General features: G+C 63.7%; 15 protein-coding genes. 9 read left to right on the forward strand and 6 right to left on the reverse strand.

Annotation, left to right across the window (positions count from 1 at the left end; translation table 11 throughout):
• The first annotated feature begins 66 nt into the window (after nucleotides 1–66).
• Nucleotides 67–1569: an MDR family MFS transporter gene (locus tag KFO72_RS22045; protein ID WP_054930529.1), complete on the forward strand. Its 1503-nt coding sequence runs from the start codon at nucleotides 67–69 to the stop codon at nucleotides 1567–1569.
• Between the two features lie 45 nt (nucleotides 1570–1614).
• Here the strand turns inward: KFO72_RS22045 and KFO72_RS22050 are convergent, their stop codons facing one another.
• Entirely contained in the window at nucleotides 1615–2544 is a 930-nt protein-coding gene (locus KFO72_RS22050; RefSeq protein ID WP_054930528.1) for a LysR family transcriptional regulator, read from the reverse strand.
• 97 nt (nucleotides 2545–2641) lie between these two features.
• On the opposite strand from KFO72_RS22050, the gene bla reads away from it, so the two are divergent.
• The 4 genes from bla to ppk2 all read left to right on the forward strand — a co-directional run bounded on the left by bla (nucleotide 2642) and on the right by ppk2 (nucleotide 6396).
• A complete protein-coding gene (gene bla / locus KFO72_RS22055) occupies nucleotides 2642–3541 on the forward strand; it encodes a class A beta-lactamase (protein ID WP_225033032.1) in 900 nt (299 codons plus the stop codon).
• A 54-nt stretch (nucleotides 3542–3595) separates the two neighbouring features.
• Nucleotides 3596–4735, forward strand: a complete 1140-nt coding sequence (gene ampC / locus KFO72_RS22060) for a class C beta-lactamase (protein ID WP_318248514.1) — start codon at nucleotides 3596–3598, stop codon at nucleotides 4733–4735.
• 182 nt (nucleotides 4736–4917) lie between these two features.
• Nucleotides 4918–5139: a YdcH family protein gene (locus tag KFO72_RS22065; protein WP_054930526.1), complete on the forward strand. Its 222-nt coding sequence runs from the start codon at nucleotides 4918–4920 to the stop codon at nucleotides 5137–5139.
• A gap of 207 nt (nucleotides 5140–5346) precedes the next feature.
• A complete protein-coding gene (gene ppk2, locus KFO72_RS22070) occupies nucleotides 5347–6396 on the forward strand; it encodes a polyphosphate kinase 2 (RefSeq protein WP_082433787.1) in 1050 nt (349 codons plus the stop codon).
• A gap of 64 nt (nucleotides 6397–6460) precedes the next feature.
• Here ppk2 and KFO72_RS22075 read toward each other — a convergent pair whose 3' ends face one another.
• From KFO72_RS22075 to KFO72_RS22085, 3 genes are read right to left on the reverse strand one after another with little or no spacing between them, the layout of a single operon-like run.
• Entirely contained in the window at nucleotides 6461–7531 is a 1071-nt protein-coding gene (locus KFO72_RS22075) for a serine hydrolase domain-containing protein (RefSeq protein WP_225033034.1), read from the reverse strand.
• Nucleotides 7532–7561: 30 nt separating this feature from the next.
• Entirely contained in the window at nucleotides 7562–8875 is a 1314-nt protein-coding gene (locus KFO72_RS22080) for an MFS transporter (protein WP_060600956.1), read from the reverse strand.
• A 10-nt stretch (nucleotides 8876–8885) separates the two neighbouring features.
• Nucleotides 8886–10307, reverse strand: coding sequence for a M20 family metallopeptidase (locus KFO72_RS22085; RefSeq protein WP_225033035.1), 1422 nt, complete (start codon nucleotides 10305–10307; stop codon nucleotides 8886–8888).
• Between the two features lie 134 nt (nucleotides 10308–10441).
• On the opposite strand from KFO72_RS22085, the gene KFO72_RS22090 reads away from it, so the two are divergent.
• Entirely contained in the window at nucleotides 10442–11347 is a 906-nt protein-coding gene (locus KFO72_RS22090; protein ID WP_054930522.1) for a LysR family transcriptional regulator, read from the forward strand.
• Between the two features lie 51 nt (nucleotides 11348–11398).
• Here KFO72_RS22090 and KFO72_RS22095 read toward each other — a convergent pair whose 3' ends face one another.
• On the reverse strand, nucleotides 11399–12775 hold the full coding sequence (locus tag KFO72_RS22095; protein ID WP_060600953.1) for a gluconate:H+ symporter: 1377 nt from the start codon (nucleotides 12773–12775) through the stop codon (nucleotides 11399–11401).
• A gap of 550 nt (nucleotides 12776–13325) precedes the next feature.
• Between KFO72_RS22095 and KFO72_RS22100 the strand changes: the two genes are divergently transcribed.
• A complete protein-coding gene (locus KFO72_RS22100) occupies nucleotides 13326–14465 on the forward strand; it encodes a porin (protein WP_054930520.1) in 1140 nt (379 codons plus the stop codon).
• 255 nt (nucleotides 14466–14720) lie between these two features.
• Entirely contained in the window at nucleotides 14721–15182 is a 462-nt protein-coding gene (locus tag KFO72_RS22105; RefSeq protein ID WP_225033036.1) for a hypothetical protein, read from the forward strand.
• A gap of 265 nt (nucleotides 15183–15447) precedes the next feature.
• On the opposite strand, the gene KFO72_RS22110 is transcribed toward KFO72_RS22105, so the two are convergent.
• Nucleotides 15448–16854, reverse strand: a complete 1407-nt coding sequence (locus tag KFO72_RS22110) for a sugar porter family MFS transporter (RefSeq protein ID WP_224100226.1) — start codon at nucleotides 16852–16854, stop codon at nucleotides 15448–15450.
• Nucleotides 16855–17141: 287 nt separating this feature from the next.
• Between KFO72_RS22110 and KFO72_RS22115 the strand changes: the two genes are divergently transcribed.
• Nucleotides 17142–17345: a DUF3563 family protein gene (locus KFO72_RS22115; RefSeq protein WP_060600948.1), complete on the forward strand. Its 204-nt coding sequence runs from the start codon at nucleotides 17142–17144 to the stop codon at nucleotides 17343–17345.
• The last annotated feature ends 60 nt before the right edge of the window (nucleotides 17346–17405 follow it).

Here is a 17405-nt window from a genome sequence, read left to right on the forward strand (position 1 = left end):
TCGCCTGGAGCATCCTGTTTCAGCGAGCTTTCGACGTCCCAGCGCCGCACACAACTACATCCCCCCATGTCGACTCATCCTCAGACGAAGCGTCATCTCGTCATCGCGGCGGTGATGGCATCGATGGCGATGGTGGCCATCGAGGCCACCATCGTCTCGACGGCCATGCCGCAGATCGTCACCCAGCTAGGCGGCCTGCGTCTTTACAGTTGGGTTTTCTCGTCGTTCCTGCTGGCGCAAACGGCAATGACCGTCGTGTTCGGCAAGCTCGCCGACCTGTACGGCCGCAAGCCGACCGTGCTGGTGGGGATCGTGATCTTCCTGATCGGCTCGCTCGGCGCGGGCTTCGCGTGGTCGATGCCCGCGATGATCGTGTTCCGGCTGATTCAGGGTGTGGGCGCGGGCGCGATCCAGCCCGTCACGCTGACCATCGTCGGCGATCTGTATCCGGCTCGCGAGCGCGGCAAGATCCAGGGCTATCTCGCAAGCGTCTGGGCGATCTCGGCGGTGATCGGTCCGATGGCGGGCGGTCTTCTGATCCGCGATCTGTCGTGGTCGTGGATTTTCTGGATCAACGTGCCGATCGGCATTCTGGCCGCGTTTGGGTTTATCCAATACCTGCATGAAGAGAAGCGCCATCAACGGCCGTCGATCGACATCATGGGCGCCGTGCTGTTCACCATCGCAATCGGCGCGCTGATGATGGCGCTCACGGATGCAGGCTCGGAAAACGACGCACGGGCGCTGTTCGAAGTCGCGCTGTTCGTCGTGTCCTCCGCGCTGTTCGTGTGGCATGAACGGCGCGTGCCGGAGCCGATGATCTCGTTCAAGTTGTGGAGCCATCGTCCCATTGCGGCGTGCAATGCGGCGACCGTGCTGTCGGGCATGGCGCTGATGGGTCTCACCACCTTTCTGCCGATGTACGTGCAGGGCGTGCTGCATCAGTCGCCCGTGGTCGCGGGTCTCGCGCTGACGATGGTGATGCTCGGCTGGCCGTCGGGCGCGACCTTCACCGCGAGATCGTTTCACCGGCTCGGGCTGCGGCGCACGATGGTCGGCGGCAGCTTCTTCCTGCCGCTTGGCGCGATTGCGTTTGCGTTGCTGCAACCGGACGGCTCGCCCGTGCTGGCGGGCGTCGGTTCGCTCGTGATGGGGCTGGGCATGGGGATCGTGAGCGTCAGTTCGCTGATCCTGATCCAGGAGATCGTGCAGCCGCTCGAACGCGGCTCGGCGACGGCATCGAACCTGTTCTCGCGCAATCTGGGCAGCACGCTCGGCGCGGCGATTTTCGGTGCGGTGCTGAACTTCGGGTTGAGCCATTACAAGGGCATGGCGATCACGTCGGACCAGTTGCGCTCGCTGCTGGACGCGACGCCCAACGCCGCGCAAGCGGCGATCTCGAGCAACGACATGGTGCGCGCGGCACTGCATCACTCGCTGCATCTGACGTTCCTGTCGATCTTCGTGATCTGCGTGGGCGCGGTGCTGTCGGTGATGATGGTGCCGCACATCAAGCTCGGCGGACAGCCGCGCGACAGATCCGTCGCTGAACATCTGACGGAGATGTGATGTATCCCGGGGCCACGCGTGCCGCCGTTGCGGCGACACGCGTGCTCATTGCGCCGGGGCAGGCGTCTTTCCGAAGCCTGGTTCGCCGGGTGCATCGCCGCCCGTCGCGCCTTCATCCACTTCCTTCACGATCCACAGACTGAACGCACGCATCGCGGGCGTTGCAGGTTTTGCCTTTTGCCAGGTGAGCCAGTAGCTGCCCGCGTGCACGTCGATATCGAACGGACGCGCGAGACGTCCCATCGACAGATCGCGTTCGAACATCGAAGCGGGCGCGAGCGCGACGCCCGCGCCTTGCATGGCCGCTTCGACCATCAGCCGCGACGAATCGAACACGGGGCCGCGCACGGGACGCGGCGCAAGGCCCGCTGCCGCGAACCAGTTCGCCCAGTCGTCGGCGCGATACGAGCGCAACAGCTTTTCACCGGCGAGATCGGCGGGCGTCTGCAGGCGTTGCGCGATCTCCGGCGTGCACAGCAACGAAAGCGGCGCATCGAACAGCTTCTGCGCCCGCGAGCCGGGCCAGGTGCCGTCGCCGAAACGGATCGCGAAGTCGAGGCCTTCGGCGGCGAGATCGACGAGATTGTTGTTGGTCAGCAGACGCAACTCGATGAACGGATGCGCGTCATGAAACGCCTTCAGGCGCGGCATCAGCCAGCCGACCGCGAACGTCCCGACCGCGCCGACCGTCAGCACCTCGTGAAAATGCCCGCCTTCGAACTGCCGCAACACGGCCTCGATGCGGTCGAACGCGTCGCTGAGCACGGGGCGCAGCGCGAGTCCTTCATCGGTGATCGCGAGACCGCGCGGCAGGCGCTTGAAGAGCGTCGCACCGAGGCGCTCTTCGAGCATGCGCACCTGCTGGCTGACGGCCGCCTGCGTGACGTTCAGTTCGAGTGCGGCGCGCGTGAAGCTCAAATGCCGGGCCGACGATTCGAAGGCGCGCAGCGCGTTCAGCGGGAGATACGGTCGCATGTTCGAGTCATTAGAAATTCTGGGGCATCGAGCAATTTATCATCGTTTGTCAGCCGGCTGCGAAAACGCGATAGTGGCGGCACTTCAAGGAGGAGCAATGGTCACGAGGCGGACATTCACATTCACGTTGATGGGCAGTGGGTTAGCTGGCGTTGCGGCTCATGCGTTCGGCGCAGGGGCGTCGGCGTCACGCGGAACGCCGCACACGAGCGATCTGGCGCGACAACTTGCCCGGATCGAGGCGCAAGCGGGCGGGCGCCTGGGCGTCGCCATACTCGATACGTCAGGTACGAAGCCGCAGGGCTGGCGCATGCACGAGCGCTTTCCGATGTGCAGCACGTTCAAGTTCCTGCTCGCGTCGGCGGTGCTGGTGCGCAAGGACCTAGGCAAAGAACAGCTTGGGCGCAAGATCGTCTATGCGAAGGAGGTCGTGGTGGCGAATTCGCCCGTCAGCGGGCCGCGCGCAGGCGGCGACGGCATGACGGTCGGCGAATTGTGCGAAGCGGCCATCACGCGCAGCGACAACACGGCTGCCAATCTGCTGCTCGATAGCATCGGGGGCCCGGCGGCGCTGACGGCCTTTGCACGCAGTATCGGCGATCGGGTCACGCGGCTCGACCGCAACGAGCCCAGTCTCAACGAAGCGACGCAAAACGACCCGCGCGATACGACCACGCCCGCCGCGATGCTCGCCGACCTGCGTGCGCTGTTGCTCGGCGAGCATTTGTCCTCTGCGTCGCGCGAGCAGCTCACGGCCTGGCTCGCGGCCAACAAGACGGGCGACACGCGGCTGCGCGCGGGCTTGCCGAAGGCCTGGCGCGTCGGCGACAAGACGGGCACGGGCGAGCGGGGCACCTCGAACGATATCGCCGTCGTCTGGCCCGAAGGGCGCGCGCCGATTCTGGTCGTGGCGTATCTGACGGGCGCCACTCAAGCTACCGCGACGCAGCGCGACGCGGCGATCGCGCAGGTCGGAGCGCTGGTTGCGAACATCTGAAAGAGAGGAAACGAAGCGATGAAGTCCGGTACTGTGAGCGCGCGGGTTGCAGTCATGTTCTGCGCGATGTGGATGACCTCGGGTGCGGGCCATGCGGCCGAGGCGGCGCAAGACAAGCTGAAACGCGCGGTCGACGCGGCCATCCAGCCGCTGATGACGAAAGACCAGGTTCCGGGCATGGCCGTCGGCGTGATCGTCGACGGCAGGGCGGTCGTGTTCAACTACGGCGTGGCATCGACGGAAACGGGCAAGCCCGTCACCGACTCAACGTTGTTCGAACTCGGCTCGGTCAGCAAGACGTTCACCGCCACGTTGACGTCGTGGGCGCAGGTCGACAACCGCCTGTCGTTGACCGACAGCGTCGCGAAGTATCTTCCGACGCTGCGCGGCACGCAGTTCGGCAACGTCAGCCTGCTCAATCTCGGCACTCATACGCCGGGCGGTCTGCCCTTGCAGGTGCCCGACGACATCGGCAACGACGCTCAGATGATCCGATGGTTCGCGGCCTGGCGTCCCGCTCATGCGCCGGGTACGGTCCGCACGTATGCGAACCCGGGCATCGGCGCGCTGGGCATGATCACGGCAAAGAGCATGGGACAGGATTTCACCGCGCTGATCGAGCGGCGGCTTTTTCCTGCGCTCGGCCTGAAGAACAGTTTCATCGACGTTCCTGCCAGTAGAGCGCCCGACTACGCGCAAGGCTATACGAAGACGGGCAAACCGATCCGCATGGCAGGCGGTGAGTTTGCGCCGGAGGCCTACGGCGTGAAATCGACGGCCGCCGACATGCTGCGCTTCATCGAAGCGAACATGAAGCAGGTCAAGCTCGACGCGCAACTGCAACGTGCGATCACCGACACGCATACGGGCTACTTCCGGGCAGGCCCGATGACGCAGGATCTGATCTGGGAGCAATACCCGTATCCCGTTTCGCTGGACGCGCTGATGGAAGGCAACGCGCCCGCGATGGCGCTCGATGCCACGCCCGTCACGAAGATCGAGCCGCCGCAAGCGCCGAAAGACGACGTATGGATCAACAAGACGGGCTCGACCAACGGTTTCGGTTCTTACGTGGCGTTCGTGCCGGCGAGGCGCATGGGCATCGTGATTCTCGGCAACCGGAACTTCCCGATCGCGGACCGGGTCGAGGCGGCGCACCGCATTCTGACGTCGCTGGATGGCGGCGGACAGTGACGGATGAACGGTACCGTCAACCGCAGGATGGCGCGTGACTTGACGCAGATCATGCGCGGCTTTCCGGCCGTGAACCGTGCGACCACATGACACAGTAATTAGCCATCCGTACTAGTTGCGAACCCTCGTCGCGGTGCGAAAATGAACGCAAGCGTTTCACTTTGACCGTACGAGGAGGTGCCATGTTTCCTGAGTATCGCGATCTGATCGCGCGTCTTAAGCAAGAAGACGCGCATTTCGCCCGGCTTTTCGAGCGCCACAACGAACTGGATCGTCAGGTTCACAACATGGAGACGGGCGTCGTGCACGGTGACAGCCACAGCATCGAAGTCCTCAAGAAAGAGAAGCTGCGGCTCAAGGACAGTTTGTACACCATCATCAGGCGGGCGGACGCATCCGCGTGACGTGCATGACGCCACGGTCTGCGTGCCGGGCGCAGCGATATCGCGCCTCAGGCGGGCCGTTCGAAAAAACAGAACAAACGGGAGGTCATCACGTTGACCGCGCAACAAGACAATTCAAAACAAGACAATTCAAGCGTTCAGGCGCAAGCGGCATCATCGCCTGTCTCCACTGCCGGGCAGCCGGATGCGCGCGGTGCTGCGCGGCAGGTGTCGCGTGGCGACGTGATTCCGGGGCGCACCGCGAAGTCGGCGGAACTCGCGCAAACCAGTCACGCCGTCGGCGCCGCTAACGATCTGCTCGCAAACACGGTGCAGTCGCTGATCGAGACGGGCGTAGCGCGAGACGGGGAGACGGCGCTCGATTCGCTGAAGACGCTGATGGACGGCATGTCCGCCGACGAGGTCAGCGCGCTGCGCAGCTTGCTGCTGGAAGGCAACCCCGCGGCATGGAGGCCCACCCGCAACCGTCATCCCGATGACGAACTCTCGCCCGCATGGCGCGAAGGCGGTTATCCGTATCTGAACCTGATGTCGCGCAAGGCATACGAGAAGCAGAAGTACCGCTTGCAGGTGGAGTTGCTGAAGTTGCAGGCCTGGGTGCGCGAAACAGGGCAACGCGTGATCATCCTGTTCGAAGGGCGCGACGCGGCAGGCAAGGGCGGGACCATCAAGCGCTTCATGGAGCACCTGAACCCGCGCGGCGCGCGCGTGGTCGCACTCGAAAAGCCGACGGAACAGGAGCGCGGACAGTGGTATTTCCAGCGCTACGTACAGCATCTTCCGACAGCGGGCGAGATCGTCCTGTTCGACCGCTCCTGGTACAACCGTGCGGGCGTCGAGCGGGTGATGGGTTTCTGCACGCCTGACGAATACGCAGACTTCATGCAGCAGGTGCCGGCGTTCGAGCGGCATCTCGCGCAGAGCGGCATCCACATCGTGAAGTTCTGGTTTTCGGTGAGCCGCGAGGAGCAGGTACGGCGTTTCAAGGAACGCAAGGTGCATCCGCTCAAGCAATGGAAGCTCAGCCCCGTCGATCTCGCGTCGCTGGACAAATGGGATGAGTACACGCAAGCCAAGGAGGCGATGTTCGCGCACACCGACACGGCCGACACGCCCTGGACTGTCGTGCGTTCCGATTGCAAGAAGCGAGCGCGGCTCAATGCGATGCGCTTCGTGCTGCATAAGCTGCCTTATGCGAACCGCGAGCTCGCCGTGATCGGCCCCGTGGACCCGATGATCGTCGGGCGGGCGCTCTAGCGCATCCCGGTGCAGCGAACGCAAAGCGCGCCGCAGGCGGCGCGCTTTCGCATGTCACCGTCCGCTACCGCGAACAGACCTTGTCGATGGCATTCAGCATCTTGCCGAAGAACGCATCCGCGAACTGCGAATCGAGCCAGCGCACGATCAACGCGATGCGCCGCTCCGGCTCGATCCACATGAACGAACTGCCCGCGCCGACGCCGAAGTAACTCGTTTCCGGCACGCCCGGAAACACGCGGCGCCCCGTGTTGAGCCACACCAGATAGCCGTAGTACGGCGCGAGCGCGCAGGGCGTTTGCATCCGTGCAATCCATTGCGCCGACAGCACCCGGCGTCCGTTCGCCATGCCGCCGTCGAGCAGCATCTGCGCGACTTTCAGCTGATCGTTCGCGCTCACCGACATGCCGCCGCCCCAGTGCGAGCCGCCCGGCACCGATTGCACGCGCGTGCCGTCGATGTCGATCCACGCGTCGTCATAGCCGACCCATTGCCAGTTCTCGCTGGCGCCGACCGGCCGCATGATGGCCTCGCGAAACACCTCGGGCAAAGGCTTGCCGAACAGATGCAGCAGCGCGAGCGACAGCTGGTTGATGCGCACGTCGTTGTATTCCCAGTACGTGCCGGGCGGCTGCAATGGGCGCAGCTCGCCCTTGTTGCCGTTGGGCGGCTCACCGAACGTCACGGCGCGATAGTGATCGGCCTGATCGGTCAGGCTGAAGCACTTGCCTTGCCATTCGCTCGTCTGCTGCAACAGCTGCGTCCAGGTGATGGGCGCGTTGTGCGGATCGTCGAAGCCGATACCGGGTACGCGCACGCGCACCGGCTCGTCGGGATCGGGCAGCAGGCCGCGATCGTGCGCGACGCCTGCCAGTATCGCGAGATAGGTCTTCGCGATACTGAACGTCAGGTCGGCGCGATCCGGCTCGCCCCAGCTCGCGAGCAGCCGGCCGTCGACAGCCACCGCGCCCGATACCGGTCCGCGGTCATGGATCGGTCCGAGCAACCGGTTCCACGGCGGCGGATCGTTCACATGCACGCCGAACTTGCCGTCGGCGTGGCGATCCCACGACGATTCGTGGTCGATCGAAAACTGGATGGCCTCGCGGATTTCCTGCGGCAAATCGTGTTGCATAGATGCGTGTTCCTTGCAGATGGATTCGACTCAATGTGCGTTCAGCCGCGCCCGTGCCCAGACCAGTGTCAGCAGGCTCACGACGGCGGCCATCATCAGATAGAGACCCGGCGCGAGGTTGTTGCCCGTCACGGCGATCAGCGACGCAACCGCCAGCGGCGTGAACCCGCCAAAAATCGTCGTACCGATGTTGTAGCCGAACGCCATGCCCGTGGTGCGCGTGCGGGGCGGGAAAAGCTCGCCCATCAGCGCGGGGATCGGCGCGAAGTACGTGGCCTTCAGCAGCGCGACCCACGTGACGGCGGCGAGCAGTGTCGGCAGCGAAGGGTGCGCGTTCATGAACATGAACGCCGGATAGACAGTCAGGAAAAACAGCGCGCCTGCGCCGAGCATGATGCGCGTGCGGCCCACCTTGTCCGACCAGTGTCCGACGATGGGCGTGAGCACCGTGACGACCAGCCCCGCGATCAGCGTCGCGATGAAGCCCGACGAAGGCGCCAGACCGAGTTGCCGCGACGCGTAGGTCGGCATGTAGAGAATCATGTAATTGGCCGTGGTGGTCAGCACCAGCGCGCCGATCGACGCCAGCACGCGCGACTTCTGCGTCGCGAGCATCTCGCGCACGGGGGAATGGGCTTTTTCGATGCGCTCGAATTCGGGCGTCTCGTCGATGCGCCGGCGAATGTACAGCCCGACAGGGCCAATCAGCATGCCGAACAGGAACGGAATGCGCCAGCCCCAGCCTTCCAGTTGCGGTTGCGTCAACATGCCCGTGAGCACTGCGCCGAACGCCGACGCGAGCAGCGTGCTGGCGCCCTGGCTGGAGAACTGCCAGCTCGACATGAAGCCGCTGCGCTCCGGCGCGTGTTCGATCAGGAACGCCGTCGAGCTGCCGAACTCCCCGCCCGCCGAAAAGCCTTGCAACAACCTCGACGCGAAAATGCCGATCGGCGCGAGCAATCCGATCGACGCGTAGGTGGGCATCAGCGCGACCATTCCGGTGCCGAGCGTCATCATCGCGATCGACAGCGTCAGCGACGCCTTGCGGCCCTTGCGGTCGCTATACGAGCCGAGCACGAGCGCGCCGATGGGCCGTGCGAGATAGGACAGCGCGAACGTGCCGAGCGTGAGCAGCAGCGAAATCGTCGCGTCATGGGCGGGAAAGAACAGTTTCGACAGCGTGGTCGCGAAGTAGCCGTAGGCGATCAGGTCGTAGAACTCGAGCGCATTGCCGATCGATGTCGCGATGATCAGGCGCGAGACGCGCTTGCCCGGGACGGGCGGCGAAACCACTTCGTGTGACGGATGACCCGGATGGTGCGCGGTGACGGAATCCATGTTCATTGCGACTTCCTTATGCAAGGGTTGTCGAAGCATGCGGTGCGGGATTGGTTGCGTGGCTGTCCTGCGTGCCCAGATCCCAGAAGAGTCCAGCCATGATGCGAAGTCCGTCGCGCACGACGGGGCCCAGCAGATGCTCGTTCGGCGCGTGCTGCGAGCAGCCGGGATACGAGTGCGGCACCCATAGCGTCGGCATGCCGAGCACGTCGGCGAAGACGTCGTTGGGTAGCGTGCCGCCGAGGTTCGGCAGCAGCACGGGTTCGTCGCCTGTCGTCTGACGCAGCGAGCGCAGCGCCCACTGCACCCACGCGTTGTCGGGATCGACGCGGGTCGCGGGCGCGCCGCGCTCCACCTTCAGCTCGACCATGCCGAAGCCGTGCCTGTCCAGATGTTCGCGGACGACGGGTTCCAGCTGCTGCCAGTCGGTGCCGACCACGAAGCGGATCTGCATGAACGCGACGGCCGACGGCGGAATCGCGTTGACGGGCTTGTCGGGGTTGCCGGTGCGAAACGCGAGCACTTCGAGGTTGTTCCAGCCGAACACGCGCTCGGTGGGCGTGAGGCCAGGCTCGCCGTAGTCGGTATCGACGGTGGGTTCGCCGGGATTGCCGCCCACGGCGATGCCGGCGAGTGCGCGGCGCACGGAGTCGGGAATGGGCGGCGGACGCAGCCCTTCGACGAGTATCTTGCCGTTCGCATCGACCATCGACGCAATCGCGTTGGCGAGCACGACGCCTGGATTGCGCAGCAGCCCGCCCCAGTTGCCTGAATGATGGCCGCCTTCACGCAGCGTCAGTTCGAGCTTGAAATTGACGAGGCCGCGCGAGCCGAGAAAAAGCGTCGGACGATGCGCGGACAGGCGCGGGCCGTCGGAGGCGATCAGCACATCGGCGGCGAGTTCGTCGCGCCGTTGCGTGCACAGTGCGTGCAGACCTGGCGAGCCGACTTCCTCGCCCGTTTCGAACAGCAGTTTCAGGTTGAAGCCGAGCTTGCCGCCGCGCGCGTCGAGCACGGCTTTCAGTGCGGCGAGATTGATGCTGTGCTGGCCTTTGTTGTCGGCGGTGCCGCGGCCGTACCAGCGTTCGCCGTCGACGGTGACGTCCCACGGCGTGAGGCCGTCGCGCCACTGCGCGTCGTAGCCGCGCACGACGTCGCCGTGGCCGTAGCTGAGCACCGTGGGCAGGGCATCGTCTTCGTGGCGATGCGCGATGAGGAACGGGCCCGCGCCCTTCGCCGGGTTGTCGACGACGCGGCAGGTGAAGCCCCATTGGGTGAGGAGCGGCGTCAGTTCGTCGTCGAGATAGCCGCGCAGGCGTGCGCCGCTGTCGGCTTCCTGGCTTTCCGTGCGATATGCGACGCGGCGGCGCAGATCGTTGAGGAAGCGGCCGGAGTCGTATTGGCCGGCTGCGTTTTGAATGGCGATTTCACGAGTCAATGGGTGATCTCCTGCTTCTCGCGCGGCAGCGCGCACATCCGTGGGGGTAGTAGTCGAATCGATCGTGCCGTCGCCGATATTTCTGCACAATTACAATATTTGCCACGAATCGTTGCCGGAACGGCAAAGCGGCCATGGACAACACAGCACTGCGTTACTTTCTGGAAGTGGCCCGCAGCGGGTCGCTGAGCAAGGCCTCGGAGCGGCTATTCGTCGCCGTGTCGGCGCTGAGCCGGCAGATCGGCAAGCTCGAGGAGGAACTCGGCACGCCGTTATTCGAGCGGCGTCCGCGCGGCATGGTGCTGAGCGATGCGGGACGGCTGCTGGCCGACTACGCGCGGCGCAGCGTGCTGGAAACCGAGCGTGTGATCGGCGAGATTCGCGGACTGGCCGAGGAGGGCCGGGCGACGATCCGCGTCGCCAGTTCCGAAGGCGTCGCGCCGCATTTTCTGCCGCAGGTGTTCGCGCATTTCCTGAAAACGTATCCGTCGACGCATTTTCAGCTCGACGTCTCCGCGCCTTCCGTGGCGACACAGCGGGTGAGGGAAGGGACGACCGATATCGCCGTGTGTTTCAGCCTGGCGCCGGAGAAGGAGATCAATGTGCACTATTCGCAGCGCGCGCCGATTTTCGCGCTGGTGCGGCGCGGGCATCCGCTGGCGGCGCGCGAGTCGGTGTCGTTGAAGGATCTCATGCCATGGCCGCTCGCCATGGACAACCAGGGCGTGACGATCCGGCAGCTGTTCGATATTTCATGCAGCCTCGAAGGGCTGATCTTCGAGCCGGTGTTTGTCAGCAACTATCACGCCGCGCTGCAGAGCTTCGTGCGGCACACGGATGCCGTCACGCTAACGGGCTATCTGACGGTGCGCAGCCGGCTCGACGTCGACGGATTGGCAGCGGTGCCGATTACGAATGCGGAATTGCATCAGCGCACGCTCCAGGTTCAGACCATGGCGGGCCGCACGCTGCCGCATACGATGCAGGTGTTTCTCGATCTGTTGATGCGGGCGATCGAAGAGCCGGAGGTGGTGGATTGAGCACGCTGTCGTAGCAGGTGTTGAGCTTGCGTAGCGAACGCTGAGGTCTCTTTAGCCCAACACGCCCCACAACACCAGCGTCCCCACCAGCCCCACCACCGAAACGATAGTCTGCAGAATCGACCAGACGAACACCGTCTGCTTCAGTTGCAGTCCGAAGTATTCGCGGACCATCCAGAAGCCCGCGTCGTTGACATGGCAGAAGAACACCGAACCCGCGCCGATGGCGAGTGCCATCAACGAATTGTGCGTCGCTGACAGCCCTGCGACGACAGGCGCCACGATGCCCGCTGTCGTCGTGGTGGCGACCGTGGCCGAGCCCGTCGCCTGACGCAGCGCGACGGCGATCAGCCACGCGAGCAACAGCAGCGGCATGTGCGCGCCGACGGCAATCTTGCCGATCGTGGTGCTGATGCCGGCGGCGACGAGCGTCTGTTTCAGACCGCCGCCCGCGCCGATCGTCAGCAGCAGCGCCGCGATGGGCGGCAGGCTCTTGCGCAAGATGCCGCCGACGCGATCGCGCGACATGCCGCGCGACCAGCCGAGCGCGACGATCGCGAAAATCACCGTCAGGCCGAGTGCGATGATCGGCTCGCCGAGAAAGTCGAGCGTGTCGAACAACAGCGTGTCCTTTGCAAGCGCGAGTTTCGCCACCGTGCGGCCGAGCATCAGCACGACGGGCATCAGAATCGTCACCAGCGATATGGTGAAGCCGGGCAGTTCGGTTTGCGTCGACCCGGCGCGAAACAGCTTGCCCATTTCCTCCGGTTCGGCGATCCGCATGCGCTTGGACAGCGCGATGCCATAGAGCGGCCCCGCGAGGATCACGGCGGGAATCGCGACGATCAGCCCGAGGCCGAGCGTGATGCCGAGATCGGCATGCAGCGCGCTCACCGCGATCAGCGGACCCGGATGCGGCGGCAATAGCGCGTGCAGCGTGGTCATGCCGGCGAGCGCGGGAATCGCGATACGCAGGATCGGCTGCTGCGAGCGGCGTGCCATCACGAAGATGATGGGCACCATCATCACGAGACCCACTTCGAAGAACAGCGGCAAGCCGATGATGATCGCGACGAGCGCCATCAACCAGGGCAGGCGGCGTGGGGTGGAATGTTCGAGGATCGTCGACACGAGCCGGTCGGCCGCGCCCGAATCGGCCATCAGCGCGCCCAGCATCGCGCCGAGCGCAATGATGATGCCGACGTCGCCTAGCAGCGCGCCTGCGCCTTTGCTGAACGAGCTGGCGACGACGTCGAGCGGAAGCTGCGCGGCGAAGCCCGCAGCGAATGTGCCTATCAGGATCGACAGGAACGGCGCGAGCTTGAGCGCGCTGATGAAGACGATGATCAGCGCAAGGCCGAGCGCGCACGAGAGAACGAGGCGTGTGTCGTGGGCGGACCACGGGGTCAGGGCGGCAGTGAGATGCACGGGATGTCTCTTTCTGTTCGAGCGTAGGTGATGTGTTGGAGGAGCCGAAGGTGCGTGCTGGAAGCGCGGCGGGTGGCGCAGCGCGAGCGATGGTAACAGCGGCTGCTTTCAGATGCCTGCTGGCGGGCAAAGGTGAGATGCGCGCAATGCCCGGCTGCCAGTTAAAAATCAATACATGGACTTATCAATTATTTATCGATAGATTTAAACATCGGTGAAATGCGGCAATCAGATTGCATTTTCTTACCATTATAAGAATGGGAAAGATAAATGTACCGGTTACAGCTTGCAGCTTTAACAGTCGACCCCGTAAAATCCGCAGGCCTGTATTCCGGGAACAGCTAGAATTGGGCACTTGGGGCGCATTCGCGAGAGGGATGCGCCCCATTTCACATGAAGCACTGCATCATAAAAATTACGGACGCCATTACAGGGAAGATTGGGAAAGCATTTAAATGGTGGTTTAAACGCAACGACAAAGTCGCAAAACCGATTCAATCAGATATTCTCCGCGCCACGATAGCATTCGTTATCGGAAAATGGAGAAAAGATGAAAAAGCTCGTACTCTCGACCCTCTCGCTCGCGTTGTTCGGCACGGCCGGTGCCGCGCACGCTCAGAATTCAGTCACGCTCTACGGCCTGCTCGACACGGGCCTGACGTACTCCAGCAATTCTGGCGGTCATAGCAACATCCAGCAGGCCAGCGGCATCCTGAACGGCAACCGTTGGGGCCTGCGCGGCTCGGAAGATCTCGGCAACGGTCTGAAGGCGATCTTCACTCTGGAAAGCGGCTTCAATCTGTCGACGGGCAACATGGGCCAGAATAGCCGCCTGTTCGGCCGTCAGGCATTCGTCGGGCTCTCGAGCAACCAGTACGGTTCCGTCACGCTCGGCCGCCAGTACGACAATCTCGTCGACAATCTGGGCCCGCTCGCGCTGAACGGCACACAATACGGCGGCACGCTCGCCTCGCACCCGTACGACAACGACAATCTGAACAACTCGTTCCGCGTCAGCAACTCGGTCAAGTATCAGAGCGTCGATTACGCAGGCTTCAAGGTCGGCGCGATGTACGGCTTCTCGAACGAAGCGGACGGCTTCGCGGACAACCGTGCGTATAGCGTTGGCGCGACGTACACGTTCGGCGGCCTGAAGGTTGCGGCGGCTTACCTGCAACTGAACGGCGCAGGCACGAGCAACTCGAGCGGCGCCGTCAGCAGCGACGCGACCTTCACGGCTTCGCGTCAACGCACGTACGGCGCGGGCGTCAGCTATGCGTTCGGCCCGGCTAACGTCGGCTTCGTGTTCACGCAGACGCAGCTCGCGAATGCGACGTCGATCGGCGCATCGGCGTCGGGCACGTCGAGCGGCTTCACGCTGAACGGCAACGGCGCGCACTTCACCAACTTCGAAGTGAACGGCCGTTACGCGCTCACGCCGGCATGGACGCTGTCGGGTGCGTACACGTACACCGATGCAAGCCTGCAAGGCGTCGATCCGAAGTACCACCAGGTCACGCTGCAAACGGATTACGCACTGTCCAAGCGCACTGACGTGTATGCCGAAGCGGCGTATCAGCATGTCGGCAGCACGGGCAATTCGGGCATTACCGCGCATATCGTCGGCGTAAGCGCTTCGTCGTCGGATTCGCAAGTAGTCGGCACCGTCGGCATCCGTCACCGCTTCTAAGGCTGCTTCTAAGGCCGCTTTTAAGGCCGATTTAAGGCCGCTTCTAAGCGGCAACGTCCAGGCGAGACTTGCCGCGCGCGCCGCACGCGACGCCGTGACAGTCGCGCGCGCGGGTTTCGCCGGCGTCTGCGAACGCGTGTTCCGTGTAGAGCGGGGCGCGCGTTATTGCATTCCGGGCGGGCAGCCGGATGGACCTGTGAGTGCTCAGGGCACGCAGCTATAATCGCGCTCGACCGTCGCAAAGGAAGCCCGCTCGTGAAAACAATCCATGTCGTTGCGCTCGCCGCGCTCGTGCTCGTGCTCGCAGGATGCTCGTCTGCCGAAAAGGAGGCGCGCCAGGCGCAGGAGTACTCGCATAACGAAACCAGCCTTGCCGCAGCGCAGCGCAATGCGGCCGTCGATTGCGACGGTGCGCAGTGCGACGCCGCGTGGGCGGCGACGAAGCGCTATGTCGAACAGCATTCGGATACCTCCGTCACGCGCGCGGACGCCGTGTCGATCGAAACCGATGTGCCTTACAGTTCGGGCAAGGTGTCGTTCTCGGCGACGCGCGTCGCGCGACCGGGTGGCGCGACGCTTACGCTGTTTGCACAATGTCGTGGCATGTATGGGCCGGACAACGCAAAGGGCTCGGATTACGACGACTGCGCCAGCAAAATCCTGAAGACGCAGAATGGGTACGTCGCGTTTATCAGGAAGCAGGTGTCGGGGCAGTAAGTCGAGGCGGCGAGCAGCTTCGCCGACGGCTTCAAAGCCCGACCAGCTGTTCAGAAACTGGCGAAAGGTTTCTTGCGTATCAGCGCGTGATCGTTAGCATTGCTGCCGGCCCGGGCCGTGGCATAGCGGGGCGTCGTCGGGCACTGTCGCGAGCGTCGCCTCCCATTCTTCGCGGGACAGTGCTGGCGTCACGGTGAAGTGGACGAGATTGCCAGATCGCGTTGATAGAGACGACACTCTGGTTTCGGCGAGCATCGATTTTCCTTTAATTGCCCTTGCCCAGATCACGCAGGCGCTTGCCGGCCATCAGGTCGTTACCCAGCTTCTCGAGGGAGACACCGCGCGTCTCGGGTACATAAAAGAACACCACGATCGCAAAGATCACGTTGAGCACGGCATACAGCACGAAGGTGTTTGCTTCGCCAACCGTGGACAACAGGCTGAGGAACGTTGCCGCGACAGCCATGTTGGCCACCCAGTTGACCAGGGTCGAGACAGCGATGCCGAAGTCGCGTCCCTGCTGGGGTTGAATCTCCGAGCAGAGAATCCACACCAGCGGACCCGCGGACATGGCGAAGCCTGCGATGAAAAGCAGCAGCGCCGCGACGGCCAGAACCTGTGCCGTGAGACCCGCCACACCCGCATGCAGAAGAAACCCGAGCGAGCACATGCCGAATGCCATGACCGCGCATCCCGCATAGAGAATCGGTTTGCGGCCCCAGCGATCGACGAAGGCGATGGCGCCAAAGGTTGCCACGACGTTGACGAGGCCGACGATGACGGTAGCCCACAATTGCTGCTCATGGGTGCCGAAGCCGGCCAGTTCGAAGATGCGCGGCGCGTAGTACATCACGACGTTGATGCCGGTGAGTTGCTGGAAGATCTGCAGCACGACGCCGAGCAGCACGGAACGACGAAAGTTCGGGTTCTTGCGCAGCAGGCTCCAGCCTCGCTGGGGGCGCGTGCTGTCTTCGGTGACCTGTTCGAGTTCGGCTTGCACGTCGGCGGGGTTGCCGTGAAGGCGCTGGAGGACGGCGCGGGCTTCCGCTGCACGGTTGCGCTGGAGCAGCCAGCGCGGGCTGTCGGGGAGAGCAAGCACGCCTGCCAGAAAGAACGCGGCCGGGATCGCGATCACGCCCAGCATCCAGCGCCAGTCGGCCACATAGGAAAGGCCGATGTTCGACAGGAAGGCGGCCAGAATCCCGACGGTAATCATCAGTTGATACGTGGAGATCATGGCCCCGCGCACCTGGCGCGGCGCTACCTCCGACAGGTAAAGCGGCGCCGTGAAGGACGCCATGCCGACCGCAAGTCCCAGCAGCAAGCGTGCGCCGATCAGATCGGCCGGGCTGCCCGCGAGCCCCGACCAGAGCGAGCCGACGATGAACAGTGTCGCCGCCAGCGCCAGCGCGTAGCGGCGTCCGAGTCGCCATGACAGCCAGCCGGCACCCAGTGCGCCGATCGCCGCGCCGACCATCATCGAACTGACGATCCATTCCTGCGAGCGGTCGTTCAGAACGAAATGCTTCGCGATAAAGGGCAGGGCGCCTGAAATCACGCCGATATCGAGACCGAACAACAGGCCGGCGAGCGCCGCCATGAGGCAGACGAAGAGCCCGTAGCGTCTGGATCTCGATTGGGTGGGGGCGCTGCAGTCGGTGAGGGTGCTCATTTGATGTGTCTCCAGGGTGCTTCACATACCAGTCATGGTTGCGGTCGGGCACTTTCGCATCGATCGCCATTTGTGTCCATGATCGAATATGAGAATTAGCGCTGGATGACGGCACTGGATCATTTCCCGCCGCGTGCGATGCTCATTCGAAGCTAATTCACGGGACTTAATCTACTTCACATCAGCGGTGCATGTGAAGCGGGTTCACCGAACCTACGTCATGTGCACTGTGTCGGGTGGCGGCGCCATACGGCGAACGCCGCCCTTTACACGACAAGGAGCACATCATGTTTGCACGCATTTCCCACCTTCTCGGAAAAATGGTTGCTAGCCGTGACGTTTCGTTGCACGGCGACTATCTCGCGTCGTCGAGCGATCTGGCTGATCTCGAACGCCGCATGCGGCAGGTCGATGAGGAAGACCACGCGTATCGCATGCCGTTTTGCGGAGCGGTATCTCGCGATCAGAATTCGTTTGGGTCGAAGCATTGAGGGCTGGACTGCCGAACCAGCAATGTCGCACGTTCAGCCCACGGGCCTGCGGCGTTGAGC

Source organism: Paraburkholderia sp. XV, from assembly GCF_020177535.1.
In the GTDB taxonomy this organism is placed as follows: domain Bacteria; phylum Pseudomonadota; class Gammaproteobacteria; order Burkholderiales; family Burkholderiaceae; genus Paraburkholderia; species Paraburkholderia caribensis.